Source organism: Pseudomonas sp. NFACC41-3, from assembly GCF_900109505.1.
Lineage (GTDB): Bacteria > Pseudomonadota > Gammaproteobacteria > Pseudomonadales > Pseudomonadaceae > Aquipseudomonas > Aquipseudomonas chlororaphis.
The window spans coordinates 610,787-635,777 of sequence record NZ_FOAE01000003.1 but is presented as its reverse complement, the minus strand read 5'-3'; the positions used below and the strand labels follow the sequence as shown (position 1 = coordinate 635,777).

The window sequence follows — 24,991 nt, the reverse complement described above, 5'->3', positions numbered from 1 at the left end:
GCCGTTTCACATCCCGTGCTGGCGCAGCAAGCGGTCGTAGCTGCCGTCGGCTTTCATCGCCTCGATCTCTCGATCGAACCCCGCCACGATCTGCGCATGCGCGGGGTTCTTCAGGCTGACCAGGATATGCAGGCCGTTCTCGCTCAGGGAATTGGGCAGGAACTCCACCGCGTTACGCACCCGCGGCGACTCCCGCGCCAGGTAATAGCGGGCGACGTACTCGTCCTCCAGGGTCAGCTTGACCCGGTCGGCGGCCAGCATGCGCACCGCCATCGCGAAGTTGTGCACCAGGACCTTCTGCAGCTCTGGATCGCTGTCGAAATCGGGGGAGTAGGCATAACCGCGCACCACCGCGATGGGGTACTGGTGCAGTTGCTTGAGGCTGGTGTATTCGATGGGGGCATCCTTGCGCCGGATGAAACGCACCCGATTGACCAGGTACTCCGAGGAGAATTGCCCCAGCTGGGTGCGGGCCTCATTGAACCAGGCATTCACCAGCACGTCGTAACGCCCCTCGCCGACGCCAAGCAAGGCCCGCGCCCAGGGCACCTGTTCGAACTCGCTGGCATAACCGGCCCGGGCCAGCGCGGTGCTGACGATGTCGGTGGCCAGCCCGCCGTTGACCAGCGTCGCATCCGTGAAGGGTGGCCAGGCGTCGGCCACCAATCGCAATTTTTCCGCATAAGCGCTCTGGCCCAGCAACAGCAATCCGATCAAAGCAAAAGCTCGATGCAATCGCGGCATGCGAAAAGATCCTTAGCGGGCGGACAGCCCTGCGTGTTTTTTTGCCCAGACTCGAGGTTCTCCGGCCGATGGACGGCCGCGACCCAGCTCCTAACAGTAGCTTATGGGCGCCACTGCACAGCGCTTCAGCGCAGATTACACAAAGAAGACCGCTACGAACCAACGCAATGATGGCATTTTGACCTGCCTCACAGAAACGCTACTCCAGCGCCGGGCAAGACAAGCCACCCGCCAGTCGCTTAACATCCGGGCACCGCTTTCCAAAGGATGAAACGATGACAATCGAATGGGTCTGCAAACACCACACCGATCTGGGCAAGGAGCAGCTGTACGCGATCCTGCAGTTGCGTACCAAAGTCTTCGTGGTCGAGCAGAAATGTGCCTACCAGGAAGTCGATGGCCAGGACCTGGAAGGCGACACCTGCCACCTGATGGCCTGGGACGATGACCAACTGGTGGCTTACCTGCGCCTGCTCGACCCGACCTCCCAGGGCGGCGACGTGGTCATCGGCCGCGTGGTGATCGCCCCGCAAGCCCGGGGCAAGGGGCTGGGCCATGAACTGATGGAGCACGCCCTGAAACAGGCGCAGAAACGCTGGCCGCACATACCGATCTATCTGTCGGCCCAGGCGCATTTGCAGGGGTATTACGGGCGCTACGGCTTCAACGTCGTGGGCGAGGAGTACCTGGAAGACGATATCCCGCATATCGGCATGCGCCGGGCCTGACAGGACAATCGCAAGCCTGCTGGCGCCAGCGGGCTTGCATTCAGATCGGATCCCTCAGGGATACTCCAGCACCGTCTTGATCCGCGACAGGTTCGCTTCGATCCAACCCTTGTCGATCGCGCCCCAGCTTTTGATCCGATAGCTGCCGGCATGATTGCGCGCGCCGTCCTGCTGCTCGAACTCACAGACGATATCCAGATCCGCCAGGGCGGCGATGGTGTCCTGCGCCGTGCGCCGCGGCATGCCGGTGGCCTCGGTCAGGGCCGGGACATTGCTGGCCAGGCCGCTGTCGATCAGGTACGCCACATACAGCCGGCGGTAAAAGCTGCTCTTGGTCTTGCTCACATCCATCGCCCGTTCCTTGTACAGGGTTACTCGGAACCACCTGCCCTGGCTTGCAGGTCGCGCCAGGTCAGGTAGACCCGCAGGTCGAATTCCAGTTGGTGATAGCCCGGCAGCATGTGCTCGCAGAGCTTGTAGAACGCCTTGTTGTGCTCGCTTTCCTTGAAGTGCGCCAGCTCGTGGACAACGATCATGCGCAGGAACTCCGGCGCCGCCTCCTTGAACAGCGAAGCGATGCGGATTTCCTTCTTGGCCTTGAGCTTGCCGCCCTGGACCCGCGAGATCGTGGTGTGCAGGCCCAGGGCGCGGTGCGTCAGGTCCAGGCGGTTGTCGAACAGCACCTTGTCGATGGCCGGGGCGTTGCGCAGGTACTCCTGCTTCAACTCCAGGGCATAGCCGTACAGCGCCTTGTCGCTCTGCACCCCGTGCTTGCCGGGGTACCGCTGGCTCAGGTAATCGCCCAGCCGCCCTTGCGCAATCAGCTGGCGCACTTGCTCTTGCAGGGTGGCGGGATAGGCCTGGAGGTATTTCAACGCGGTCATGGGGCGGCAACGCAATCACGAAAGGCCGCCAGTGTAGCGAATTCAACCCGGCAACGCGCTCCAGTCGAAAGGCTCGGCAAAGCGCTCGGCATCCGCGGCGATCAATGGCCGCGCCACCAGGAAGCCCTGCACGTACTCGCAGCCGTTGGCCTGCAGCCAGCGGTACTGCTCCAGGGTTTCCACTCCCTCGGCGATCACCAGCACGCCGAACGCCTTGCACAGGTCGATCACGCAGCGCGCCAGCGCCGCATCCCGTGCCGAATCCGGCAACCTGGCGATCAGGTGACGGTCGAGCTTGAGGGTGTCGAGCTGCAGATCCCGCAGGTGGGCCAGCGAACAGGCGCCCGAGCCGAAGTCATCCAGCGCCACCCGCACCCCGAGACTGCGCAACAGGCGCAGCTGCTTGCGCGACTCGTCGAGGTTCTGGGTCAAGGCGTCTTCGGTGATCTCGACCTCCAACTGCCGAGGCTCCAGGCCATGGCGTTCCAGGACCTGGCGCAGTTCGGTGGCGAGGTTCGGCATGGCGAACTGGGTGCCGCTCAAACTCACGCCCAGCACGGTCTGTTCGGCGAACAGCGTTTTCCAGGACGCCCGCTGGCTCGCACTCTGCTGATAGATCCAGCTCCCCAGGCGGCTGATCAGCCGCGCCTCCTCCAACAGCGGCAGAAACAACCCCGGCGGCACATCGCCGACGCTCGGATGCCGCCAGCGCAACAGGGCTTCGAAACCGCGCAGGCGCCCATCGACAATCGCCACCTGGGGCTGGTACACCAGGTTGAACTCCTTGTGCTCGACCGCGCTGCGCACACTTTCCTCGAGCATCAGCCGCGAACGGGCACGGCCGTTCATTTCGTGGTCGTAATAACGATATTGCTGGCGCCCGGCACGCTTGGACTCGTACATGGCGATGTCCGCCGCGCGCATCAGGCCATCCAGGTTGGAACTGCAATCGGGGTAGGTGGCGATACCGATACTGGCCCCCAGCGCGACCTCCAGGCCATCGAACTGCTGACAGATCGATATGCGCTCGATGAGCTTCTCGGAAATCTTCGCCGCCTGTTCCGGAAATTCCAGCTCCAGCAAGGCGGTGAATTCATCGCCGCCCATGCGCGCCAGGATGTCGAAGGAACGCAGGCAGGCCTTTATCTGTTCGGACACCCAGCGCAGCACCCGGTCCCCGGCGTCATGCCCCAGGGAATCGTTGACCCGCTTGAAACCGTCCAGGTCCAGGTACAACAGCACCAGCGACTTGTCGGAGCGCTCGCTGCGCAACAATAGGCTTTCCACAGTCTGGTAGAAGCCACGACGGTTGAGCAGGCCGGTCAGCGGATCGGTCACTGCCTGGTATTCCAGCTGCTGGTGCAGATGACGGACTTCCGACATGTCGAGCAAGGTCACCACCATCGCCTTCTGCTCGCTCGGCAGCGGCGCGCAGGACAACGCCACCGACACCTGCTGGCCCGGAGCCGTACGCAACGTGGCGTCGTGCAGGCGGTAGGTCTCGCCCTTGCGGTAGCTGGCATACAGCTCGGATTCGGCCCACTGCGGCACATGGGGCTTTTGCAGATAGTCGAGCAGCCACGCCCCCTCCAGCTCATTCACCGGAGCGTTGAGCAAGCGTGAAATCGCCGGATTGGCAAAGCGGATGACCCCGCCCTCATCCACCACCAGAATCCCCTCCGCCGCGTTCTCCAGCACCGAGGCATTGAAGGCCCTGGCACTCTCCAGGTCATGGCTCAGGCGCTGCAGTGCGCGGCGATTGCGCTGCTGCTCCAGTAGCGCCTGTACCTTGGGCTTGAGGATCTGCGGATCGAACGGCTTGAACAGATAATCCACCGCGCCGCTGGCGTAGCCCTTGATCACCGCGTCCTTGGACTGCTCGTTGGCGGTGAGGAAAATGATCGGGGTCAGGCGGGTTCGCTGGCTGCCGCGCATCAGGCGGGCGACTTCGAAACCGTCCATTTCCGGCATCTGTACATCCAGCAACACCAGATCGATCTCGTGTTCCAGTAACAGCCCCAGGGCCTCGACACCCGAGGCGGCAGTCATGACCTGCCAGTCGTGGCGCTGCAGGAGTGCTCGCATGCTGAGCAGATTTTCGGGGTAATCATCAACAATCAGTAAGACCGAGCTGGCTTCACCTGGCCGAGTTTGCGCGCATTCCATGCTGCTTCTCTTGTCTGTGTAGGGTCGGCCTGCGAACAAGACCGGACAAATACTGTGACTTCACTCTAGCCCTGGATCCAATAAAGCAGAAGCTGTCACAGCGCCATCATTTGGCCAAAGCCCGAGGCACCCGACTAACGGTCAGCCTCATAGTTGCTGAAACCGGTGGAAGCGTTTTTTCGACAGATGGTTGACGCCAATTATCCGCCGGACGGGCATTAACAAAAGTCCCTTCTACGCTTATAAAGATCGCCTTCAAAAGCGCAGGCTAAAGCCTTTGTCGGCTTTTTTATCCGGCATCAAATCGGGAAGCTTTGACTATGATCGACCTCGCAACCTGGAATCTGAGCATTCCCGAAGGCAGTCCACCGGCGACTATCGACACCCCCCGACTGGTGGAGGGCTTCAAGGATCAATATTTCCATTCCGACACCGGCACCCTGTTCTTCTGGTCGCCCGTCACCGGTTCCCGCACCGCCAACGCCATCTACCCACGCAGCGAGCTGCGTGAAACCTACTCCAACGGCACCCTGAAGAACTGGACCTACCCGGAAGCCGACAACCTGCTCTACGCCACCCTGGCGGTGAACCAGGTGCCGTCCACGGGCAAGATCGTCATCGGCCAGATCCACGCCTACAACAGCACCAAGCCCCTGGTGAAGGTCGAGTACCAGTACAAGACCACCACCCAGAGCGGCAACATAGTCGCCAAGGTCCGCATGCATCCGGACGATACCGATAGCCGGGTGATCATCGTCGCCGAAAACGTGCCGCTGGATCGCGAGTTCTCCTACCTGATCCACCTGAGCCCGGGCGGCGCCCTGGGCGTCAGCGCCGCGGGCTATCAATGGGACACCCAGCTCAGCAGCACCTGGCGCGACAAGCCGCTGTACTTCAAGGCCGGGGTGTACGTGCAGGACAACACCGGCTACACCACCGAAGGCGGCAAGGTGACCTTCTACAAGCTGGATATCGATCACAACCCGACCTGACGCTCCCGCGAATGGCAGATACGTGAGGCATGTCGGGAGACAGGTACAGAAAAACCGCATCGCTGCGGTTTTTTCTCAAGGGGTGGCCAACGCCTTATCGAGCCTAGCGCATGGTGCCAACATCGTCGATGATGCGCTCGAGCATACGGTCAGGGGTGTATCTGCATAAGATGTCCCAATCCACCTTGACCGATTTTCCCCTCAGAAAGCTGCCGATGCCCGGAAGCGAGCCATCCACGGTGACGAATATGTTTTCCGGCCGGTAGAAATCCAGGGTCTTTATCGACTCGTTGGTGGTGATCAGCTTCTTGTTGAAGAAAGCTGCCTCGAGTGCTCTCAGCGTCAGGCCCGACTGGCCATCCTGATTGACTTCCAGCAGCACATCCGCCGCGAGCGATCGGCGGATGTTGTCGTCATATGTCAGGACCTTGTCGATATGGAACCTGGAGTGCTCCTTCGAGGTACTGTCCCGGACGATGGCGAAATCGACGCTCGCACCTTCACGCTCAAGCGCCTGCGCCATGGCCTCAATCCTGGCGACACGCCGCTTGTCCTGTCCAAGAAAGAAGCATTTTGGCGCGTGCTCGTTCGCCGTCGCGGCGTCGACCAGCCCTTGCATTTCGTGGAATCCGAAGGGGAAAAACTGCTCCATGTACTCCATGCCGAAAGCAGCGCACTGATCTTTGTCGAAGCTATAGATACGATCGAAATGCCGATGCATTTCCCGGACAAAGTCCGCGTCCACCAGATCGCGCATCAACAACACTTTCTTGCCGGTGAAACTGGCGATGACACTGGGAATCAAGCCCCGTTTCACCTGCCCCTCGTTGCAAACCAGAATGTCGTCGCGCCCCACCCGGTTGATCGAGAGCACCAGTTTCCCAAGCCAGCCAGTGCCCACTCTTGGATAGCGTAGCCTTTTGTTGATCGACTTGATGTAGCGGCCCATTCTCTTGGCCGTCGAAGGGAAGACCATCAACCTCGCGCTGTGTCGGGTGGACAAATAATCAATCATCCGACGCTCGTATTGAGCCGTCCAGCCCAGGAAAAAAATCTTCATGTACTACCTGACACAACTACATTCGACTTTAAGAAAGCAGGATTTCTGTATCGTCCAGCCCGAATCAAAACAGCGTCGATACTAACATGATGGCTCCCTGGATAGCCGGCCAAATAATAGCGCAAGGCCACTCCATCCGGATGACAGACACAAAAAAGCCCGCATCGCTGCGGGCTTTTTTGTGAAACGCTAAGGCTTAGTTGACCTTGGCGTTCAGCTCACCTTTGAGGTAACGCTGGAACATCGCTTCCAGGGAGATCGGCTTGATCTTCGAGGCGTTGCCAGCGGTGCCGAAGGCTTCGTAACGGGCGATGCACACGTCGCGCATGGCGGTCACGGTGGCGCCGAAGAACTTGCGCGGGTCGAACTCGCTCGGGTTGGTGGCCATCAGGCGACGCATCGCACCGGTGGACGCCAGGCGCAGGTCGGTATCGATGTTGACCTTGCGCACGCCGTACTTGATGCCTTCGACGATTTCTTCAACCGGCACGCCGTAGGTTTCTTTGATGTCGCCGCCGTACTGGTTGATGATCGCCAGCCACTCTTGCGGAACCGAAGACGAACCATGCATCACCAGGTGGGTGTTGGGGATGCGCTTGTGGATCTCTTTGATGCGGTCGATGGCCAGCACGTCGCCGGTAGGCGGCTTGGTGAACTTGTAGGCACCGTGGCTGGTACCGATGGCGATAGCCAGGGCGTCGACCTGGGTCTTCTTGACGAAGTCCGCGGCTTCTTCCGGGTCGGTCAGCATCTGGCTGTGGTCCAGCACGCCTTCGGCGCCGATGCCGTCTTCTTCACCGGCCATGCCGGTTTCCAGAGAACCCAGGCAGCCCAGCTCGCCTTCCACCGAAACGCCGCAGGCGTGAGCCATGGCCACGGTCTGCTGGGTCACGCGAACGTTGTACTCGTAGTCAGTCGGGGTCTTGCCGTCTTCGCCGAGGGAGCCGTCCATCATGACCGAGGAGAAGCCCAGCTGGATCGAACGCTGGCAGACGTCAGGGCTGGTGCCGTGGTCCTGGTGCATGCACACCGGGATATGCGGGAATTCTTCGATCGCCGCCAGGATCAGGTGGCGCAGGAAAGGCGCGCCGGCGTATTTGCGGGCACCGGCCGAAGCCTGGACGATCACCGGAGAGTCAGTCTTGTCAGCGGCTTCCATGATGGCGCGCATCTGTTCAAGGTTGTTGACGTTGAAGGCTGGAACGCCGTAGCCGAATTCGGCTGCGTGGTCCAGCATCTGGCGCATGCTGATGAGTGCCATTGTGTGTATCTCTCCCGGTCGAGGGTCGTTAATCGTGCAAGCCTGCCGTAGCGGCGGCTGCTATTCAAGTGATTGCAGATCGGGGGTCAGCCCGGCCTGCCGGCATTATTACTACTGTAGGAGCGAGCTCGCTCGCGATGGGCTTCGGGACAACGCGATCATCCAGACGGATGGCGTTATCGTTGACGATCATCGCGAGCAAGCTCGCTCCTACAGGCCTACGGCGCTTTACAGCCGCGGCCGATCAAATCGTTGGTGGCGACCCAGTAAACCAGGCCTTCGTCACCTTTTTCGTGAAACGCCAGCATGTCGTTGCTGTACAGCGAACCGGAACCGCTCGGCTCCAGCTTCAGGCGATAGACCTGATCGGCCCCGCCCAACCGCACATCGACTTCCTTGCGGCTGCTGTCGGTATAGCGCCAGACCACTTGCGCCTGGCTGTCACACACCCAGGTCGTCCAGTTGTCCGTCTCGGCCGGTTTGAACAGGTCGAAGTTGGCGCAACCTGCCAGCAATCCCAGCGCAGCCACGGCGATAAAGCCTTTCATCGGTGTTCCTCGGCTGACGGCCCATGGCCGCCAGCACAACGCGTTATCGAATCAGACCCGTCAAGGGCAACCATGTTCCTTGGCCTTGGCTGGAGTCTCGTACTTGTCCAGACCATCGGGCCCCATGCGCTTGTTGATCACCGGCGCAGTCTCAGCCTGCCAGTCGGCCTGATAGCAACCTCTCTCAGGCTCTCCCGACTCGGGCTCCGGCTGGGCAGGCTGGCTGCCGCAACCGGCCAGCAGGCCCGCGACGATCAACAGCGGTAACGTCTTGACCATATGAACACTCCTTTGCCTGGCCATCGGGACTTCAGGCTTTGGCCCGGCTTTCCAGGACTTCGACCGCCGGCAGCACCTTGCCCTCGACGAATTCGAGGAAAGCGCCACCGCCGGTAGAAATGTAGGAGATTTGCTCGGCCACGCCATATTTATCGATGGCCGCCAGGGTGTCGCCGCCGCCGGCGATGGAGAACGCCGCGCTCTCCGCGATGGCCTGGGCCAGCACCTTAGTGCCGTTACCGAACTGGTCGAACTCGAACACGCCGACCGGACCGTTCCACAGGATGGTCTTCGACGACTTCAGCAGCTCGGCGAAGTTCGCCGCGGTTTGCGGGCCGATGTCCAGGATCATGTCGTCGGCCGCCACCTCGGCAATCAGCTTGACGGTAGCGGTCGCGCTTTCGGCGAATTCCTTGGCCACCACCACGTCCACCGGCAGCGGCACACTGACCTTGGCGGCGATGGCGCGCGCGGTATCCAGCAGGTCCGGCTCGTACAGCGACTTGCCGACCGGGTGACCGGCAGCGGCGAGGAAGGTGTTGGCGATGCCGCCGCCGACGATCAGTTGGTCGCAGATCTGGCTCAGGCTATTGAGGACGTCGAGCTTGGTCGAGACCTTGGAGCCGGCGACGATAGCCGCCATCGGCTTGGCCGGGGCGCCCAGGGCCTTGCCCAGCGCGTCCAGCTCGGCGGCCAGCAGCGGGCCGGCAGCGGCGACCTTGGCGAACTTGGCCACGCCGTGGGTCGAACCCTCGGCGCGGTGCGCGGTGCCGAAGGCGTCCATCACGAACACGTCGCACAGGGCGGCGTATTGCTGGGCCAGCTCGTCGGCGTTCTTTTTCTCGCCCTTGTTGAAGCGCACGTTCTCGAACAGCACGATGTCGCCGGCCTTGACGTCGACGCCGCCCAGGTAGTCGGCCACCAGCGGCACTTCACGACCCAGGGCACGGCTCAGGTAGTCGGCCACTGGCTTGAGGCTGTTCTCGGCGGAGAACTCGCCTTCGGTCGGACGGCCGAGGTGCGAGCAGACCATCACGGCCGCGCCTTTTTCCTGGGCCAGCTTGATGGTCGGCAGCGAAGCCAGGATACGCGCATCGCTGGTGACAACACCGTCCTTGACTGGGACGTTGAGGTCTTCGCGGATCAGTACGCGCTTACCTTGCAGATCGAGGTCGGACATCTTCAACACGGTCATGGGTCGCAATTCCTGGGTTACTGTTTTTTTGGAAACGGGAAGTTAAGAGACAGCTTTGGGTGCGGCTGTTTGCAGATAGTGTCCTGCAACGTCCAGCATTCGGTTGGCAAAACCCCACTCGTTGTCGAACCAGGCCAGGATGTTCACCAGCCGCGGGCCGGAAACACGGGTCTGGCTGGCATCGACGATCGCCGAATGCGGATCATGGTTGAAATCACAACTGGCGTGCGGCAACTCGGTGTAGGCCAACAGGCCCTTGAGCGGACCGCTGGTGGCGGCCTCGCGTAGGATCCGGTTGACTTCGCCGGTGTCGGTATCGCTCACGGTCTGCATCGTGATGTCGAGGCAGGACACGTTGACGGTCGGCACGCGCACAGCTTTGGCCTGAATTCGCCCGGCAAGTTCCGGCAGCAGCCGTTCGATACCGCGCGCCAGACCAGTGGACACCGGGATCACCGACTGGAACGCCGAACGGGTGCGGCGCAGGTCTTCATGGTGATAGGCGTCGATCACTGGCTGGTCGTTCATCGCCGAGTGGATGGTGGTGATCGACACGTATTCCAGGCCAATGGCCTGGTCCAGCAGGCGCAACAGCGGCACGCCGCAATTGGTGGTGCAGGACGCGTTGGACACCAGCAGCTCGTCGCCGGTCAGGCAGTCCTGGTTGACGCCGTAGACGATGGTGGCGTCGACATCCGCCTCGCTGGCCATCGGCTGGGAAAACAGCACCCGCGGCGCACCGGCGTCGAGGAAACGCTGGCCGTCTTCACGGGTGTGATAGGCGCCGGAGCATTCGAGCACCAGATCGACGCCCAGGGACGCCCAATCGATGCCTTCGGGGGTGGCACTGCGCAGGACCTTCACGCAGTTGCCATTGATATGCAGACAGTCGCCGTCGACCTTCACTTCGCCGGGAAACCGGCCGTGGGTGGAGTCGAAGCGCGTCAGGTATTCCACGCTGGCCATGTCGGCCAGATCGTTGATCGCGACAATCTCGAACCCGGCCGCAGCCCCCCGTTCGAACAGGGCACGCAAGACACAACGACCGATCCGGCCGTAGCCGTTGAGTGCAACTTTGTAGGGACGCGGTTGAGGCATGGGGTTCTCGTTAGCCGACAACTTCATGAGCGATACAAAACCATTGCAGGAGCGAGCTTGCTCGCGATGGACTTCAGGACGACGCGGTTATCCGGATAGCCAGCGTTATCGTTGACGACCATCGCGAGCAAGCTCGCTCCTACAAAGTGATGCGGCGACCAGAGGCCGCCGCATTCGCGCTTTTTTAGTCTTCCAGCAGCTCTTCGGCCTGACCCAGGATGTTTTCCAGGGTGAAACCGAACTCTTCGAACAAGGCCGGCGCAGGCGCCGACTCGCCGTAGGTGGTCATGCCGATGACGCGACCTTCCAGGCCGACGTACTTGTACCAGTAGTCCGCGTGTGCGGCCTCAATGGCGATACGCGCGCTGACCTGCAGCGGCAGGACCGACTGCTTGTAGCCGGCGTCCTGGGCATCGAACACGCTGGTGCATGGCATGGACACCACGCGCACCTTGCGGCCCTGCTCGGTCAGCTTGTCGAAAGCCTGCACCGCCAGGCCGACTTCGGAACCGGTGGCGATCAGGATCAGCTCAGGCTCGCCAGCGCAGTCCTTGAGCACGTAGCCGCCGCGGCTGATTTCGGCGATCTGCACGGCATTGCGGGTCTGATGCTGCAGGTTCTGACGGGAGAAGATCAGTGCCGAAGGGCCGTCCTTGCGCTCGATCGCGTTTTTCCAGGCCACCGCCGATTCCACGGCATCGGCTGGACGCCAGGTGTCGAGGTTCGGGGTGCAGCGCAGGCTGGCGATCTGCTCGATCGGCTGGTGCGTCGGGCCGTCTTCGCCCAGACCGATGGAGTCGTGGGTGTAGACATGGATCACGCGCTGCTTCATCAGGGCCGACATGCGTACCGCGTTGCGCGCGTATTCCATAAACATCAGGAAGGTCGCGCCGTAAGGCACCAGGCCGCCGTGCAGGGCCACGCCGTTCATGATGGCGGTCATGCCGAACTCGCGAACGCCGTAGTACATGTAGTTGCCGCTGGCGTCTTCGGCGCTGACGCCCTTGCAGCCTTTCCACAGGGTCAGGTTGGAACCGGCCAGGTCGGCCGAACCGCCGAGGAATTCCGGCAGCAGCGGGCCGAACGCGTTCAGGGCGTTCTGGCTGGCCTTACGGCTGGCGATGGTTTCGCCCTTGGCCGCGACTTCGGCGATGTAGGCATCGGCCTTCTCGGAGAAATCGGCCGGCAGGTCGCCGCTCAGGCGACGCACCAGCTCGTTGGCCAGCTCGGGGAATTCGGCGGAGTAGGCGGAGAAACGCTGGTCCCACTCGGCTTCGACGGCGCGACCGGCTTCCTTGGCATCCCATTCGGCATAGATGTCGGCCGGGATTTCGAACGGGCCGTGGTTCCACTTCAGCGCGGCGCGGGTCAGGGCGATTTCCTCGGCGCCCAGTGGCGCGCCGTGGCAGTCTTCCTTGCCTTGCTTGTTCGGCGAACCGAAGCCGATGGTGGTCTTGCAGCAGATCAGGGTCGGCTGCTCGCTTTTGCGCGCGGTGTCGATCGCGGTCTTGATCTCTTCCGGGTCGTGACCGTCGACGTTGCGGATCACCTGCCAGTTGTAGGCTTCGAAACGCTTTGGCGTGTCGTCGGTGAACCAGCCTTCGACTTCGCCGTCGATGGAGATACCGTTGTCATCGTAGAAGGCGATCAGCTTGCCCAGGCCCAGTGTGCCGGCCAGGGAAGCGACTTCATGGGAAATGCCTTCCATCATGCAGCCATCACCCAGGAACACGTAGGTGTGATGGTCAACGACGTTGTGCCCTGGACGGTTGAACTGCGCCGCCAGGACCTTTTCCGCCAGGGCGAAGCCCACGGCATTGGCCAGGCCTTGGCCCAGCGGGCCGGTGGTGGTCTCGACGCCCGGGGTGTAGCCGAATTCCGGGTGGCCCGGGGTGCGGCTGTGCAGCTGGCGGAAACTCTTCAGGTCGTCGATGGTGACGTCGTAGCCGGTCAGGTGCAGCAGCGAGTAGATCAGCATCGAGCCGTGGCCGTTGGACAGCACGAAGCGGTCACGGTCGGCGAAGGATGGATTGCTCGGGTTGTGCTTCAGATAGTCACGCCAAAGTACTTCGGCGATATCCGCCATCCCCATGGGGGCGCCGGGATGGCCGCTGTTGGCTTTTTGCACGGCATCCATGCTGAGGGCACGAATGGCGTTGGCACGCTCACGACGGCTTGGCATCGCTGATCTCCTGGGGGTTATCTAAGTCGGGTTGAATAAAAACGAATCGGAAAAAGGCGTGCATTTTCCCTCAGCCGGTAGGCGGGGGCAATGACAGATAGTGACTCTGGCGCGTTTTTCCGGTCGATAAAGGGGCAATAGCCTGATGAAACCATTCCGCAGTTCGTTTGTAGAACACAGGGACCTGCGTTAAGTGCCATCTATCGACCAATATCAAAACTTTTTGATATTGGTCTTGCGAGGTTGGGGGTGCGTCACTAGACTGCTGGCCTTATGAATTTACGCGCGCCCTCCATGAACCATGACGACTGCGACGAGCTGGCGGCCCTGTGCAAGGCCGGCGGCGATCCGCTGCGGCTGAATGTGTTGCGCGCGCTGGCCAACGACTCGTTCGGCGTACTGGAACTGGCGCAGATCTTCGCCATCGGCCAGTCCGGCATGAGCCACCACCTGAAGGTCCTGGCCCAGGCCGACCTGGTGGCAACCCGCCGCGAAGGCAACGCGATCTTCTACCGACGCGCCCTGCCCCACACCGAACTGCTGGGCGGCAGGCTGCACGCCGCCCTGCTGGATGAAGTGGACAACCTGACGCTGCCCGGCGAAGTGCAATCGCGTATCGGCCTGGTGCACCGCCAGCGGGCGGCCGCCAGCCAGGACTTTTTCTCACGGGTCGCGGAGAAATTTCGCGCCCAGCAGGACCTGATCGCAGGACTGCCCCAGTACCGCGAAAGCGTGCTGGCACTGCTCGACAAACTGAACTTCACGGACACCGCCACGGCGATCGAAGTCGGCCCCGGGGATGGCAGTTTCCTGCCGGAACTGGCCCGTCGCTTCGCCCGGGTGACCGCGTTGGACAACAGCCCGGCCATGCTCGAACTGGCACGCCAGGTCTGTGAGCGCGAAACGCTGGCTAACGTCAGCCTGCAACTGGCCGATGCATTGAATGGCGCGAGCCTGACGGCCGATTGCGTGGTGCTGAACATGGTCCTGCACCATTTCGCCGCGCCGGCCGATGCGCTGAAACGCCTGGCCGGCTTGCTGCAACCGGGCGGCAGCCTGTTAGTGACAGAGTTGTGCAGCCACAACCAGAGTTGGGCCAGGGAGGCCTGCGGTGATCTCTGGCTGGGGTTTGACCAGGATGATCTGGCCCGCTGGGCCACCGCTGCGGGACTGGTTCCCGGAGAAAGTCTGTATGTAGGTTTACGTAATGGTTTCCAGATCCAGGTCCGCCACTTTCAGCGACCGGCTGGCGACACTCACCATCGGTAAATTTTAGGAAACCGTCGAGATGAGCGAATACTCCCTTTTCACCTCCGAGTCCGTGTCTGAAGGGCATCCGGACAAAATCGCCGACCAGATTTCCGATGCGGTGCTGGACGCCATCATTGCCCAGGACAAGCACGCCCGCGTAGCGGTGGAAACCCTGGTCAAGACCGGTGTGGCCATCGTCGCCGGCGAAGTCACCACCTCGGCCTGGGTTGACCTGGAGCAGATCGTTCGTGACGTCATCACCGACATCGGCTACACCAGCTCCGACGTCGGCTTCGACGGCGCGACCTGCGGCGTGATGAACATCATCGGCAAGCAGTCCCCCGACATCAACCAGGGTGTCGACCGCGCCAAGCCTGAAGACCAGGGCGCCGGCGACCAGGGCCTGATGTTCGGCTACGCCAGCAACGAAACCGACGTGCTGATGCCGGCCCCGATCACCTTCTCGCACCAACTGGTGCAGCGCCAGGCCGAAGCCCGCAAGTCCGGCCTGCTGCCGTGGCTGCGTCCGGATGCCAAGTCCCAGGTCACCTGCCGCTACGAAGGCGGCAAGGTGGTCGGCATCGACGCCGTGGTCCTGTCGACCCAGCACAACCCTGACGTGTCGTACAAAGACCTGCGCGAAGGCGTGATGGAACTGATCGTCAAGCACGTGCTGCCGGCCGAACTGCTGTCCAAGGACACCCAGTTCCACATCAACCCGACTGGCCAGTTCATCATCGGCGGCCCGGTCGGCGACTGCGGCCTGACCGGCCGCAAGATCATCGTCGACAGCTACGGCGGCATGGCCCGTCACGGCGGCGGCGCGTTCTCCGGCAAGGACCCATCGAAGGTCGACCGTTCGGCCGCCTATGCCGGTCGTTACGTGGCCAAGAACATCGTCGCCGCCGGCCTGGCCGAGCGTTGCGAGATCCAGGTGTCCTACGCCATCGGCGTGGCGCAACCGACTTCGATCTCGCTGAACACCTTCGGCACCGGCAAGATCAGCGACGACAAGATCATCAAGCTGGTGCGCGAAGTGTTCGACCTGCGTCCATACGCGATCACCACCATGCTCGACCTGCTGCACCCGATGTACCGCGAAACCGCGGCCTACGGCCACTTCGGCCGTACCCCGCAAACCAAGACCGTGGGTGATGACACCTTCACCACCTTCACCTGGGAAAAGACCGACCGCGCCGAAACCCTGCGCGCCGCTGCCAACCTGTAATCCCGGCAGCACTTACCCAAGCCCCGCACGGTTCGCCTTGCGGGGCTTTTTTGTGGCTGAAGGTTTCATGATTTGCAGGGCGCTCCTACGGGGTCAGCCTGATTCCTGCGGGTATAAGCCGGCTCGCGAAAAAACCGGCGCATCGTCCAACCGGCCCGCGAAATACCCGGCAATCCATACGCCCTTTCTCCCTCCCGCCCACCCCTCTAGCCTGCAACCTGACTCCCCGAGCAAGGATGCTCCCCATGCCCTACAGAGCAACGCTATTGGCCGCAATCCTCCTGAGCGCCATCGCCCTGCCAAGCGTCGCCAGCCCGTGCCCCGACTGGACACCTGCCCAGGCGCAAACCGAAACGGCCACCCTGCAACAGCAAATCAATCGCTGGGACGACAGCTACCACCGTGAAGGCCTGTCGCCGGTGACTGACGAGCTCTACGACCAGTCCCGCGCCCGGCTCGAACATTGGCAAAGCTGTTTCCCCACCGTCAGTGCAGACCGCGCCAACCCGCTACGCACCGCACGCGGTACTGTCCCGCACCCCATTCCCCATACCGGCGTGGAGAAACTGGCCGATGAAAGTGCCGTACGCCAGTGGCTCGCCGGGCGCGAGGAGGTCTGGGTACAGCCCAAGATCGACGGCGTGGCCGTGACCCTGATCTATCGCCAGGGACGCTTCCAGCAAGCCATCAGCCGCGGGGATGGCCTTCAGGGCCAGGACTGGACCGGGCCCGCGCAACTGATAAGCGCCATCCCCAAACGCCTGCCCGAACCTCGGGACCTGCTGCTACAGGGCGAGCTCTATTGGCGCCAGAACGATCACATACAGGCCAAGGCTGGCAGCCTGAATGCCCGCGGCCAGGTTGCCGGCCTATTGGCGCGCAACCAGCTGGACCCTCGGCAAGCCAGCCGGATCGGCCTGTTCGTCTGGGACTGGCCACAAGGCCCGAGCACTCTGGCGCAGCGCCTGGCCGGCCTCAAGGCCCTGGGGTTTGCCCACAGCAGCGAGTACAGCCAGCGCGTCAGTACGTTCGCCGAGGTCCGGCACTGGCGAGAGCACTGGTATCGCTCGGCCCTGCCCTTCGCCAGCGATGGCATCGTCCTGCGCCAGAGCCGACGCCCAGAGGCGCAACGCTGGCAGGCCAAGGCGCCCTACTGGATCGCCGCGTGGAAATACCCGTTCGCCCAGGCCCTAGCCAGGGTGCGCAAGGTCGACTTCAAGATCGGCCGCACTGGCCGGATCACCCCGATGCTTGAGCTGGAGCCGGTCCTGCTCGACGACCGGCAGATCAGGCGGGTCAGCGTCGGCTCGCTGCCGCGCTGGCAGAAACTGGATATCCGCCCTGGCGACCAGGTGTCGATCAGCCTCGCCGGCCTGACCATCCCGCGCCTGAACGCGGTGATACTGCGCACGCCCCAGCGTGTGCCGCTGCAGGTTCCGGATGCCTCGGCCTTCCATGCGCTCAGTTGCTGGCACCCCCTGCCCGGCTGTGAGAGCCAGTTCCTAGCACGCTTGACCTGGCTGAGCGGAAAATCCGGGCTGGACCTGCCCCATGTGGGCACCGGCACCTGGGAGAAGCTGGTGGACGCCGGACTGATCAACGGCTTGGTCGATTGGTTGACCCTTGAGCCTGCAGAGCTTGCTAACATTACCGGCCTTGGCGAACGCAGCATCGCGCGTTTGCTGAGCAGCCTGCACAGCGCCCGCCGGCAACCGTTTCATCGCTGGCTCAAAGCCCTTGGACTGCCACCGACCGGCGACGCCAGGCTCGAAGATGGCTGGGCGGCGTTGGCGGCCAGAACCACCGAACAATGGCAGGCCCAAAGCGCTATCGGCCCGGGACGCGCCGCTCAGTTGAGCGCCTTCTTCCGCGATCCGCAGGTCCTGGCCTTGAGTGAAGAATTACGTGCCGCCGGAATCGAAGGCTTCTGAGGCTTTTACAGCCGGCGGCGTTGAACCCCGGGGACGCAGATGGCTCAAACAGCCCGTCGCCCCACTCCTGCTATTCATCTTTTCACATGGAGCCTTTATGAAATTTCTTGCACCGCTCACCCTCTTCACCGCATTCGCCCTGACAACCCCAGCCCTGATGGCCGCCGAGCAGGCCCCGGAACTCACCGGCTGCGCCGCCAAGCGCCAGGCCATCAGCACCCAGCTCGAACAGGCCAAGGCCCACGGCAACAGCGAACAACAGGCCGGCCTGGAAAAAGCCCTGAGCGAAGCCACCGCGAACTGCACCGACGCCTCGCTGAAAAAGGAACGCGAAAACAAGGTGCTGGACGCCAAGCACGAAGTCAGCCGGCGCCAGACCGACCTGGACAAGGCCATGAAAAAAGGCGACGCCGAGAAGATCAACAAGCGCAAGGACAAGCTGGCCGAGTCCCGCAAGGAATTGCAGGAAGCCCTCGACGAACTGGACAAGTAAGTTCGAGCCGCCGCGGCTGATGTGCCCGCCGCAGACACCTCAGGCGACAGAATCAGTGATCGCGAAACTCTTTATGGCAGGCACTGCAGGCATCTTCGACTTTCTGTACCGCCGGCCCCAGGTTGCTGGCCTTGTACGGCTGGACCTTGCTGGCGATGACCAGTTCACCGGTGGCCGCCTCAAGGGTGCGGGCCAGCTCCTGGAAACGTGCCTGCTTCTGCCAGACATCGTCAGTCGCGCTGGTGTGCTCCTGTTCCTTGACCTGCGGGAAGTGCTTCCAGGGTTCGTGGGACAGGTTGTCCAGCTTGATCGCGCCTTCGGTAAAGCGCGGGCCGTCGAACGGGATACGCCCACGGAGCATGCCGCCCAGGTCTTCACCGGTCTTGAGCATCTGTTTGAAGATCGCCTTGCGCTGACCCAGCGGGGAGTTCGGATCGACACCGCCGCAGGCGGACAACGTCAGGCAGGCCAGCAATACAACAGAGAGTCTTTTAAGCGTCATGGTGGCTTCGGGTCACGGGAAACGGCCGCCAGTATCCTCGCCTGTCCGGCAAAGACCAATAGCCCTATTAACAATATGGATTGCCTGACGTTGCCATGCGCCCAGGCAAGCCACAAAGGAAGTACCCAATGAACACCCGTTTCAAGCTGTGGCGTCGACACCTGGCCTGGGCCTTGCCGACCGCGATCCTGCTGGCCGGATGCAATGGCGGCGAAGTCGGCAAGCCACCCCAGCCCCATGCCATCGCCACCTATACCAGCGCCAGTTGGGAAGCCTTGCCCACTGTGTCCGACGACGACCTGCTGGCCGGCTTCGGTTCCTGGCGCAGCGCCTGCACCCGACTGAAAGCTGACCCGGTGTGGGGCCCGACCTGCGCGACGGCGGCCAATGTGCCACTCACCGCCCTCGATGTCCGCAGCTTTCTCAAGCAGCACCTGGACGTCTACGGCCTGCGCTCGGCCAGCGGCAGCAGCAACGGCCTGATCACCGGCTACTACGAGCCGGTCTATCCGGGCAGCCTGACCCAGACCCAGGCCGCTTCAGTGCCGGTCTATGGTGTGCCGGAAGACATGATCATCGTCGCCCTCGACAGCATTTATCCCGAACTCAAGGGCAAGCGCCTGCGCGGCCGCCTCGAAGGCCGGGTACTGAAACCCTACGACGATGCCGCGACCATCGAGACCAAGGGGGTCAAGGCGCCGGTGATCGCCTGGCTGACCGACCCGATGAACCTGCAATTCCTGCAGATCCAGGGCTCGGGCCGCATCCAGCTGGAAGACGGGCGCCAGTTGCGCATCGGCTATGCCGACCAGAACGGCCACCCGTACCGCCCCATTGGTCGCTGGCTGGTGGATCAGGGCGAGCTGAAGAAAGAAGACGTGACCATGGGCACCATCGCGGCCTGGGCCAAGGCCAACCCCAATCGCATCCCGGAACTGCAGGGCAGCAACCCCAGCTACGTGTTCTTCAACCGCAACCCGGACAGCAACGAAGGCCCGCGCGGCTCGTTGAACGTACCGCTGACGTCCGGCTACAGCGTGGCGGTGGACCGCAAGGTGATCCCCCTGGGCAGCCTGTTGTGGCTTTCCACCACCCGGCCGGATGGCAGCAGCCTGATCCGCCCGGTGGCGGCGCAAGACACCGGTGGCGCGATCGCCGGCGAAGTTCGCGCCGACCTGTTCTGGGGCACCGGCGACGCGGCCGGGCAACTGGCGGGAGACATGAAACAGCAGGGCCAGATCTGGATGCTCTGGCCCAAGGGCGCCACGCTGCCGAAAGTGCCTGAAGTCACCGACAGCAAATAGCCCTGTAGCCCCGTAGCCGCTGCCGAGCCCGCGAGGCTGCGATCGACTGCGTAGCAGGCGCAAAACCTGAGAATGCGCGGGGTCAGGATAACCGCGCCTGCTGCACGCCCGAGCGCAGCTTCGCGGGCTCGGCAGCGGCTACAGGATCAGATCGAAACGAAAAAGAAGCTGGCAATCAGCGCCATGCCGACGAGCCACACCAGCGAGCGCAGGATCGCCCAGTCCGCCAGGTAGCAGATGATGTACAGCAGGCGGCTGGTGATGAACAGCACCGCCAGCACATCGATGGTCACCAGTTCGGCGACGTTGGCGATGTGGGCAATGATCACCCCCGCGGCAAAGGCCGGGGTCACTTCAAAACTGTTGAGCTGCGCCGCTTGCGCCCGCCGGGCGAAACCTTCGAGGGTTTCGAGGTAGGCCCGCGGGTCATGGTTCTGCCGCAGGCCAAAGTTGCCCCCGCTGAACTTGGCGATGCTGTTGCACAGGTACGGCAGGAAGATGGCGATCAATACACACCAGAAAGCGACGGTCATGGCAGAGTCCTTTTTAAAGTCATGAGGGGAGCGGGGTCAGAACTTCATCACCAGCATGCCGAGCAGCACCAGCCCACAAGCTAAGAGCCGAGGTCGGCCGAAAGGTTCTTTCAGGTAACGCATGCCGAACAGCACCACCAGGATCACGCTGATTTCCCGCAGCGCCGCCGCCTCGGCGATCGATCCCAGCTGCATGGCCCACAGCACCAGAGCGTAGCTGAACAATACGCAGAACCCGACGCTCAACCCCAGCCTCCATTGCTCGCGCCAGAACAGGCTGAAGGCCGCACGCTTGCGCAGCAGCGCCAGCAGCGGAAAGGGCCAGGCGCTGAGCAGCGTCACCCACACCAGGTAATCCAGCGGATGGGACCAGCGGCGCAATGCCTGGCCGTCGATAAAGGTGTAGCAACCGATGCACAGGCCGATCAGCGCCACCACCGGCAACATCGACCATGGCAGGCGGTCGCCGCCACCGCCCTGCCACAGCAGGCACAGCATGCCGAAAGGGATCAACAGGATGCCGAGGATCTGCTGGAGGCTGAGCACCTCGCCCGCGAAGATCAGGGTCAGGGCCAGCACCACCAGAGGCGAAAGGCCGCGCATCAGTGGATAGACCAGGCCCAGATCGCCGACCCGATAGGCCTGGATCAGCAGGTAGCGGTAGAGCAACTCGAAAACCGCCGACGCCAGGATCCACGGCCAGATCTGCAGCGGTGGCCACTCGACGAACCCCAGCATCAATGCCACGAACAACAAGGCGACGCTGTCCATGCAGGCCACCACCAATAACCGTTCACCACTGAACTTGATCAGGGTATTCCACGCCGCATGCAGCAGCGCCGCCACCAGAACCAGAGTTGTCGCCAGCACCTCACACTCCCTGTTTGCTATAAGAGAATCGATTCACCTAAGGGCCTCGGCTGTCTATACTGACGCCGACCACGCCGCACTCAGTTGCGCATATCCATTCCAATAATTCCTGCCGCTGCCCAATCCGCCGGACCTGATCCGATGGAGGCGCAAAGCTGGCATGCGTATGCCTGATCAGGGCGTCAAGACTACAGACAGAGAATCCTCGCATGCCACTCGCCTTGCTCGCACTGGCTGTTGCCGCCTTCGGCATCGGCACCACTGAATTCGTCATCATGGGCCTGCTGCCCGATGTCGCCCGCGACCTGTCCGTCAGCATTCCCCATGCCGGCCTGCTGATTACCGGTTACGCCCTGGGCGTGGTGTTCGGCGCGCCGATCCTCGCCGTCGGCACCGCCAACATGCCGCGCAAGGCCACGCTGCTGGGCATGACCCTGATGTTCATCCTCGGCAATGTGCTCTGCGCGCTGGCGCCGAACTATGCCACGCTGATGGCCGCGCGGGTGATCACCGCGCTCTGCCACGGTGCGTTTTTCGGCATTGGCTCGGTGGTCGCCGCCAGCCTGGTGGCGCCGAACAAACGCGCCCAGGCGATCGCCATGATGTTCACCGGCCTGACCCTGGCCAATGTGCTCGGCGTGCCGCTGGGCACGGCACTGGGGCAATACGCCGGCTGGCGCTCGACCTTCTGGGCGGTGTCGGTGATCGGGGTGATCGCCGCCATTGCCCAGTGGTTCTGGCTGCCCCGGCACATCGCCATGGACAAGGCCAACCTGGCCAGCGAGTTCAAGGTCCTGGGCAAGACCAACGTGCTGCTGGCCCTGGGCATGAGCGTGCTGGCCTCCACCAGCCTGTTCAGCGTCTTCACCTATATCGCGCCGATCCTGCAGGACGTCACCGGCGTCAGCCCCCATGGCGTGACCATCATGTTGCTGCTGTTCGGCGTCGGCCTGACGGCCGGCAGCATGCTCGGCGGCCGCCTGGCCGACAGCCGCCTGCTGCCATCGCTGGTGGCCATGGCGCTGGCCGTGGTGTTGGTGCTGGCCGCGTTCAGCCAGACCAGCCACCTGCTGATCCCGGCGGCGATCACGTTGCTGCTGTGGGGGATTTTCGCCTTCGCCCTGTGCCCGATCCTGCAATTGCTGATCATCGACCAGGCCCACGAGGCTCCCAACCTGGGCTCGACCCTGAACCAGAGCGCCTTCAACCTGGGCAACGCCGCCGGCGCCTGGATCGGCGGGCTGGTCGTCGCCAGCGGCGCCGACCTGGCCGACCTGCCGTGGACCGGCGCACTGGTCGGCGGACTGACGGTGCTGACCGCGCTGCTGTTCATTCACCTGCAACGTCGCCAGGCGGCCGCGATCAATGTATCCGGCTGAGCCTCGACGAGCGTGCGACTGACCCACGGTCGCCTGCAGAACCGCGCACTGTCCGACCGGCTCACCGACAGAAGAATCTGAACTTTCCTTGTCGGTGTGCCCCGGGTCGCCAGCGGCCCATCAAACCCTTGCCCGGTGGTTTTCGGGCTTTCTTTTCACGTTTCTATCCAAGGGACTCCGGATGCTTGAACTCGTTGCCGCCTTCATCTGCCTGACCACCCTGCTCACCTACGTCAACTTCCGCTTCATCGGCCTGCCGCCGACCATCGGCGTGATGGTCACCGCCCTGCTGTTTTCCCTGCTGTTGCAAGGCTTGAGCTTCCTCGGCTATCCCGGCCTGGAAGAGCATGTGCAACAGCTGATCGGCCAGATCGACTTCGGCGACCTGCTGATGAACTGGATGCTGTCGTTCCTGCTGTTCGCTGGCGCCTTGCACGTCAACCTCAACGACCTGCGCAGCTATCGCTGGCCCATCGGCCTGCTGGCCACGGTCGGCGTGCTGATCGCCACGTTCGTCATCGGCAGCCTGGCCTACTGGATCTTCGGCCTGTTCGGCTGGCACGTGAGCTTCCTCTATTGCCTGCTGTTCGGCGCCCTGATCTCGCCGACCGACCCGATCGCGGTGCTCGGCGTGCTGCGTACCGCCAACGCTTCCAAGCCGCTGAAAACCACCATCGTCGGCGAGTCGCTGTTCAACGACGGCACCGCGGTGGTGGTGTTCACCGTGCTGCTGGGTATCGCCCAGCTCGGCGAAACCCCGACCATCGGCGCCACCGCCCTGCTGTTTGCCCATGAGGCCATCGGCGGCGTGGTGTTCGGCGGGCTGATCGGCTACCTGGTGTACCTGATGATCAAGAGCATCGAGCAGCACCAGATCGAGGTGATGCTGACCCTGGCCCTGGTGATCGGCGGCTCGGCGATGGCCAGCGAACTGCACGTCTCGGCACCGATCGCGATGGTGGTGGCGGGCCTGATCATCGGCAACCTGGGGCGCAACCTGGCGATGAACGACATGACCCGGCGTTACCTGGACGGCTTCTGGGAACTGCTCGACGACATGCTCAACGCCCTGCTGTTCGCCCTGATCGGCATGGAGCTGTTGCTGCTGCCGTTCAACTGGCTGCACTTGCTGGCCGCGAGCCTGCTGGCGGTGGCGATCGTGCTGTCGCGCCTGCTCACCGTGGCGCCGGCCATCGTCCTGCTACGCCGCTGGCGCAGCGTGCCGCGCGGCACTATCCGGGTGCTGACCTGGGGCGGCCTGCGCGGTGGGGTTTCGGTGGCACTGGCCCTGGCCCTGCCATTGGGCCCGGAGCGCGACCTGGTGCTGAGCATCACCTACATCGTGGTGCTGTCGTCGATCCTCCTGCAGGGCCTGACCATCGGCAAACTGGTGCGCCATGTCACCCAGGATGCACCGGCGGCCACCCAGGACGCTCACTGATCGTTTTTTGATCGATCGCGGACCCGCCCAGGGTCCGCAGTCGTTTTTGGCAGGCCACTTTCACTGCGCACCTGGGCATGGCTGATCAGGGCGAAGATGAAGCTGCCGCCGATGATGTTCCCCGCCAGCGTCGGCCCGGCGAACACCCACCAGAAATCCCGCCACGGCAACTCGCCGGCGAACACCAGGTACGAGACCTCCACCGAACCGACCACGATATGGGTGAAGTCCCCCAGGGCCATCAGGTAGGTGATCAGGATGATGATCCACATCTTGGCGCTCTCCATGGACGGGATCATCCAGACCATGGTGGCGATCATCCAGCCGGAGACGATGCCCTTGGCGAACATCTGTCCGGCATCGTTTTCCATGACCTTGCGCCCGATATCGAGGAAGGCCAGGTCGGTCCTGGCGTCGAAAATCGGCAGGTGCAGCATTACGTAGGCCACCAGCAGCGTGCCGCACAGGTTGCCCACCAGGACCACGCCCCACAAGCGGCACAGGCGCGCGAAATTGCCCAGGGTGGGTTTGCTCATGATCGGCAGCACGGCCGTCAGGGTGTTTTCGGTGAACAGTTGCTGGCGCGCCAGGATCACCGCCAGGAAACCCGCGCAATAACCGAAACTGGCAATCACCTTGAACCCTTCGCCGTCGGGCAGGCGCGAGTCGAGCAGGCCCATGCCCATCAGCGACAGGCCCATGGTCAGGCCGGCGGCCAAGGCCGACCACCAGAGCGCCGCGACGCTGCGCTCCAGCTCCTTGTCGCCCTGGGTGCGGATGATCTCGTGCAAGACCGCCGCGCGGGGCGGCTGGTTCTTGTCTACGTCGTGCTGCTCTTCGGGAGAAAGGCCCGGGGTCTTGCCGTCTGTCTGCACGTTAATGGCTCCTGAACCTGTGGGTACCTTGTCAGGTACGACATCCG

Annotated in this window: 24 protein-coding genes; 9 read left to right on the top strand and 15 right to left on the bottom strand. The window is 62.9% G+C overall.

All coding sequences use genetic code 11. The annotated features are described in order from the left end of the window. Positions 1-6: 6 nt before the first annotated feature. Positions 7-744: a substrate-binding periplasmic protein gene (locus tag BMY68_RS17225; protein ID WP_085533045.1), complete on the bottom strand. Its 738-nt coding sequence runs from the start codon at positions 742-744 to the stop codon at positions 7-9. Positions 745-1,019: 275 nt separating this feature from the next. Here BMY68_RS17225 and BMY68_RS17220 point away from each other — a divergent pair, with 275 nt between their 5' ends. Continuing rightward, entirely contained in the window at positions 1,020-1,472 is a 453-nt protein-coding gene (locus tag BMY68_RS17220) for a GNAT family N-acetyltransferase (RefSeq protein ID WP_085533043.1), read from the top strand. 54 nt (positions 1,473-1,526) lie between these two features. Here the strand turns inward: BMY68_RS17220 and BMY68_RS17215 are convergent, their stop codons facing one another. The 3 genes from BMY68_RS17215 to BMY68_RS17205 are packed head-to-tail and all read right to left on the bottom strand — an operon-like array spanning position 1,527 to position 4,522. Beyond that, a complete protein-coding gene (locus tag BMY68_RS17215) occupies positions 1,527-1,823 on the bottom strand; it encodes a winged helix-turn-helix domain-containing protein (RefSeq protein WP_007922307.1) in 297 nt (98 codons plus the stop codon). A gap of 20 nt (positions 1,824-1,843) precedes the next feature. Beyond that, positions 1,844-2,356, bottom strand: coding sequence for a M48 metallopeptidase family protein (locus BMY68_RS17210; protein ID WP_007922309.1), 513 nt, complete (start codon positions 2,354-2,356; stop codon positions 1,844-1,846). Positions 2,357-2,398: 42 nt separating this feature from the next. Beyond that, a complete protein-coding gene (locus tag BMY68_RS17205) occupies positions 2,399-4,522 on the bottom strand; it encodes a putative bifunctional diguanylate cyclase/phosphodiesterase (protein ID WP_085533042.1) in 2,124 nt (707 codons plus the stop codon). A gap of 320 nt (positions 4,523-4,842) precedes the next feature. On the opposite strand from BMY68_RS17205, the gene BMY68_RS17200 reads away from it, so the two are divergent. Continuing rightward, positions 4,843-5,514 (top strand): polysaccharide lyase family 7 protein, encoded by a 672-nt coding sequence (locus tag BMY68_RS17200; RefSeq protein WP_009045978.1) that lies wholly within the window; start codon positions 4,843-4,845, stop codon positions 5,512-5,514. A gap of 103 nt (positions 5,515-5,617) precedes the next feature. Here the strand turns inward: BMY68_RS17200 and BMY68_RS17195 are convergent, their stop codons facing one another. The 7 genes from BMY68_RS17195 to tkt form a co-directional block, all read right to left on the bottom strand. Beyond that, positions 5,618-6,574 (bottom strand): WaaS/CpsH family glycosyltransferase, encoded by a 957-nt coding sequence (locus BMY68_RS17195; RefSeq protein WP_085533040.1) that lies wholly within the window; start codon positions 6,572-6,574, stop codon positions 5,618-5,620. Between the two features lie 196 nt (positions 6,575-6,770). Then, positions 6,771-7,835, bottom strand: coding sequence for a class II fructose-bisphosphate aldolase (fba, locus tag BMY68_RS17190; RefSeq protein WP_003229012.1), 1,065 nt, complete (start codon positions 7,833-7,835; stop codon positions 6,771-6,773). Between the two features lie 218 nt (positions 7,836-8,053). Beyond that, the gene (locus BMY68_RS17185) at positions 8,054-8,383 is read right to left on the bottom strand and encodes an MliC family protein (protein ID WP_007922315.1); all 330 of its coding nucleotides are present in this window, start codon (positions 8,381-8,383) and stop codon (positions 8,054-8,056) included. A 60-nt stretch (positions 8,384-8,443) separates the two neighbouring features. Next, complete coding sequence (locus BMY68_RS17180) at positions 8,444-8,662, bottom strand: hypothetical protein (RefSeq protein ID WP_009045980.1); 219 nt, start codon at positions 8,660-8,662, stop codon at positions 8,444-8,446. 31 nt (positions 8,663-8,693) lie between these two features. Next, positions 8,694-9,857 (bottom strand): phosphoglycerate kinase, encoded by a 1,164-nt coding sequence (locus tag BMY68_RS17175; RefSeq protein ID WP_085533038.1) that lies wholly within the window; start codon positions 9,855-9,857, stop codon positions 8,694-8,696. Positions 9,858-9,899: 42 nt separating this feature from the next. After that, positions 9,900-10,955, bottom strand: a complete 1,056-nt coding sequence (gene epd / locus BMY68_RS17170) for an erythrose-4-phosphate dehydrogenase (protein ID WP_009045982.1) — start codon at positions 10,953-10,955, stop codon at positions 9,900-9,902. 184 nt (positions 10,956-11,139) lie between these two features. Continuing rightward, the gene (tkt, locus tag BMY68_RS17165) at positions 11,140-13,137 is read right to left on the bottom strand and encodes a transketolase (RefSeq protein ID WP_007922335.1); all 1,998 of its coding nucleotides are present in this window, start codon (positions 13,135-13,137) and stop codon (positions 11,140-11,142) included. A 273-nt stretch (positions 13,138-13,410) separates the two neighbouring features. Here tkt and BMY68_RS17160 point away from each other — a divergent pair, with 273 nt between their 5' ends. The 4 genes from BMY68_RS17160 (at position 13,411) to BMY68_RS17145 (ending at position 18,040) form a co-directional block, all read left to right on the top strand. Continuing rightward, positions 13,411-14,406, top strand: coding sequence for an ArsR/SmtB family transcription factor (locus BMY68_RS17160; protein WP_009045983.1), 996 nt, complete (start codon positions 13,411-13,413; stop codon positions 14,404-14,406). Positions 14,407-14,425: 19 nt separating this feature from the next. Then, positions 14,426-15,616: a methionine adenosyltransferase gene (metK, locus tag BMY68_RS17155; protein ID WP_009045984.1), complete on the top strand. Its 1,191-nt coding sequence runs from the start codon at positions 14,426-14,428 to the stop codon at positions 15,614-15,616. A 245-nt stretch (positions 15,617-15,861) separates the two neighbouring features. Next, on the top strand, positions 15,862-17,547 hold the full coding sequence (gene ligB / locus BMY68_RS17150) for an NAD-dependent DNA ligase LigB (protein WP_085533036.1): 1,686 nt from the start codon (positions 15,862-15,864) through the stop codon (positions 17,545-17,547). Between the two features lie 97 nt (positions 17,548-17,644). After that, positions 17,645-18,040 carry a DUF1090 domain-containing protein gene (locus tag BMY68_RS17145; RefSeq protein ID WP_085533034.1) on the top strand — a complete coding sequence of 132 codons (396 nt, stop codon included), beginning with the start codon at positions 17,645-17,647 and terminating at the stop codon, positions 18,038-18,040. 52 nt (positions 18,041-18,092) lie between these two features. Here the strand turns inward: BMY68_RS17145 and BMY68_RS17140 are convergent, their stop codons facing one another. After that, positions 18,093-18,542, bottom strand: coding sequence for a c-type cytochrome (locus tag BMY68_RS17140; RefSeq protein ID WP_009045986.1), 450 nt, complete (start codon positions 18,540-18,542; stop codon positions 18,093-18,095). Between the two features lie 128 nt (positions 18,543-18,670). On the opposite strand from BMY68_RS17140, the gene BMY68_RS17135 reads away from it, so the two are divergent. Beyond that, positions 18,671-19,846, top strand: a complete 1,176-nt coding sequence (locus tag BMY68_RS17135; RefSeq protein WP_085533032.1) for a murein transglycosylase A — start codon at positions 18,671-18,673, stop codon at positions 19,844-19,846. Between the two features lie 146 nt (positions 19,847-19,992). Here BMY68_RS17135 and BMY68_RS17130 read toward each other — a convergent pair whose 3' ends face one another. After that, entirely contained in the window at positions 19,993-20,379 is a 387-nt protein-coding gene (locus tag BMY68_RS17130) for an MAPEG family protein (protein WP_085533030.1), read from the bottom strand. 36 nt (positions 20,380-20,415) lie between these two features. Further along, entirely contained in the window at positions 20,416-21,249 is an 834-nt protein-coding gene (locus tag BMY68_RS17125; protein WP_085533028.1) for an EamA family transporter, read from the bottom strand. Between the two features lie 209 nt (positions 21,250-21,458). On the opposite strand from BMY68_RS17125, the gene BMY68_RS17120 reads away from it, so the two are divergent. Then, complete coding sequence (locus BMY68_RS17120; protein ID WP_085533026.1) at positions 21,459-22,628, top strand: MFS transporter; 1,170 nt, start codon at positions 21,459-21,461, stop codon at positions 22,626-22,628. A gap of 181 nt (positions 22,629-22,809) precedes the next feature. Then, positions 22,810-24,069: a cation:proton antiporter gene (locus BMY68_RS17115; RefSeq protein WP_009045991.1), complete on the top strand. Its 1,260-nt coding sequence runs from the start codon at positions 22,810-22,812 to the stop codon at positions 24,067-24,069. Here BMY68_RS17115 and BMY68_RS17110 read toward each other — a convergent pair. Next, entirely contained in the window at positions 24,063-24,950 is an 888-nt protein-coding gene (locus BMY68_RS17110; protein WP_037036221.1) for a formate/nitrite transporter family protein, read from the bottom strand. The two genes, BMY68_RS17115 and BMY68_RS17110, sit on opposite strands and share 7 nt — an antisense overlap. Positions 24,951-24,991 lie beyond the last annotated feature (41 nt).

What these genes read in the sequence shown, in the direction of transcription:
- BMY68_RS17175 (WP_085533038.1), bottom strand. Translation starts at nt 9,857, where the DNA reads ATGACCGTGTTGAAGATGTCCGACCTCGATCTGCAAGGTAAGCGCGTA.
- BMY68_RS17195 (WP_085533040.1), bottom strand. Translation starts at nt 6,574, where the DNA reads ATGAAGATTTTTTTCCTGGGCTGGACGGCTCAATACGAGCGTCGGATG.
- BMY68_RS17220 (WP_085533043.1), top strand. Translation starts at nt 1,020, where the DNA reads ATGACAATCGAATGGGTCTGCAAACACCACACCGATCTGGGCAAGGAG.
- ligB (WP_085533036.1), top strand. Translation starts at nt 15,862, where the DNA reads ATGCCCTACAGAGCAACGCTATTGGCCGCAATCCTCCTGAGCGCCATC.
- fba (WP_003229012.1), bottom strand. Translation starts at nt 7,835, where the DNA reads ATGGCACTCATCAGCATGCGCCAGATGCTGGACCACGCAGCCGAATTC.
- BMY68_RS17130 (WP_085533030.1), bottom strand. Translation starts at nt 20,379, where the DNA reads ATGACCGTCGCTTTCTGGTGTGTATTGATCGCCATCTTCCTGCCGTAC.
- BMY68_RS17120 (WP_085533026.1), top strand. Translation starts at nt 21,459, where the DNA reads ATGCCACTCGCCTTGCTCGCACTGGCTGTTGCCGCCTTCGGCATCGGC.
- BMY68_RS17205 (WP_085533042.1), bottom strand. Translation starts at nt 4,522, where the DNA reads ATGGAATGCGCGCAAACTCGGCCAGGTGAAGCCAGCTCGGTCTTACTG.
- BMY68_RS17115 (WP_009045991.1), top strand. Translation starts at nt 22,810, where the DNA reads ATGCTTGAACTCGTTGCCGCCTTCATCTGCCTGACCACCCTGCTCACC.
- BMY68_RS17135 (WP_085533032.1), top strand. Translation starts at nt 18,671, where the DNA reads ATGAACACCCGTTTCAAGCTGTGGCGTCGACACCTGGCCTGGGCCTTG.
- BMY68_RS17200 (WP_009045978.1), top strand. Translation starts at nt 4,843, where the DNA reads ATGATCGACCTCGCAACCTGGAATCTGAGCATTCCCGAAGGCAGTCCA.
- metK (WP_009045984.1), top strand. Translation starts at nt 14,426, where the DNA reads ATGAGCGAATACTCCCTTTTCACCTCCGAGTCCGTGTCTGAAGGGCAT.
- BMY68_RS17180 (WP_009045980.1), bottom strand. Translation starts at nt 8,662, where the DNA reads ATGGTCAAGACGTTACCGCTGTTGATCGTCGCGGGCCTGCTGGCCGGT.
- tkt (WP_007922335.1), bottom strand. Translation starts at nt 13,137, where the DNA reads ATGCCAAGCCGTCGTGAGCGTGCCAACGCCATTCGTGCCCTCAGCATG.
- BMY68_RS17185 (WP_007922315.1), bottom strand. Translation starts at nt 8,383, where the DNA reads ATGAAAGGCTTTATCGCCGTGGCTGCGCTGGGATTGCTGGCAGGTTGC.
- BMY68_RS17140 (WP_009045986.1), bottom strand. Translation starts at nt 18,542, where the DNA reads ATGACGCTTAAAAGACTCTCTGTTGTATTGCTGGCCTGCCTGACGTTG.
- BMY68_RS17210 (WP_007922309.1), bottom strand. Translation starts at nt 2,356, where the DNA reads ATGACCGCGTTGAAATACCTCCAGGCCTATCCCGCCACCCTGCAAGAG.
- BMY68_RS17145 (WP_085533034.1), top strand. Translation starts at nt 17,645, where the DNA reads ATGAAATTTCTTGCACCGCTCACCCTCTTCACCGCATTCGCCCTGACA.
- BMY68_RS17160 (WP_009045983.1), top strand. Translation starts at nt 13,411, where the DNA reads ATGAATTTACGCGCGCCCTCCATGAACCATGACGACTGCGACGAGCTG.
- epd (WP_009045982.1), bottom strand. Translation starts at nt 10,955, where the DNA reads ATGCCTCAACCGCGTCCCTACAAAGTTGCACTCAACGGCTACGGCCGG.
- BMY68_RS17225 (WP_085533045.1), bottom strand. Translation starts at nt 744, where the DNA reads ATGCCGCGATTGCATCGAGCTTTTGCTTTGATCGGATTGCTGTTGCTG.
- BMY68_RS17215 (WP_007922307.1), bottom strand. Translation starts at nt 1,823, where the DNA reads ATGGATGTGAGCAAGACCAAGAGCAGCTTTTACCGCCGGCTGTATGTG.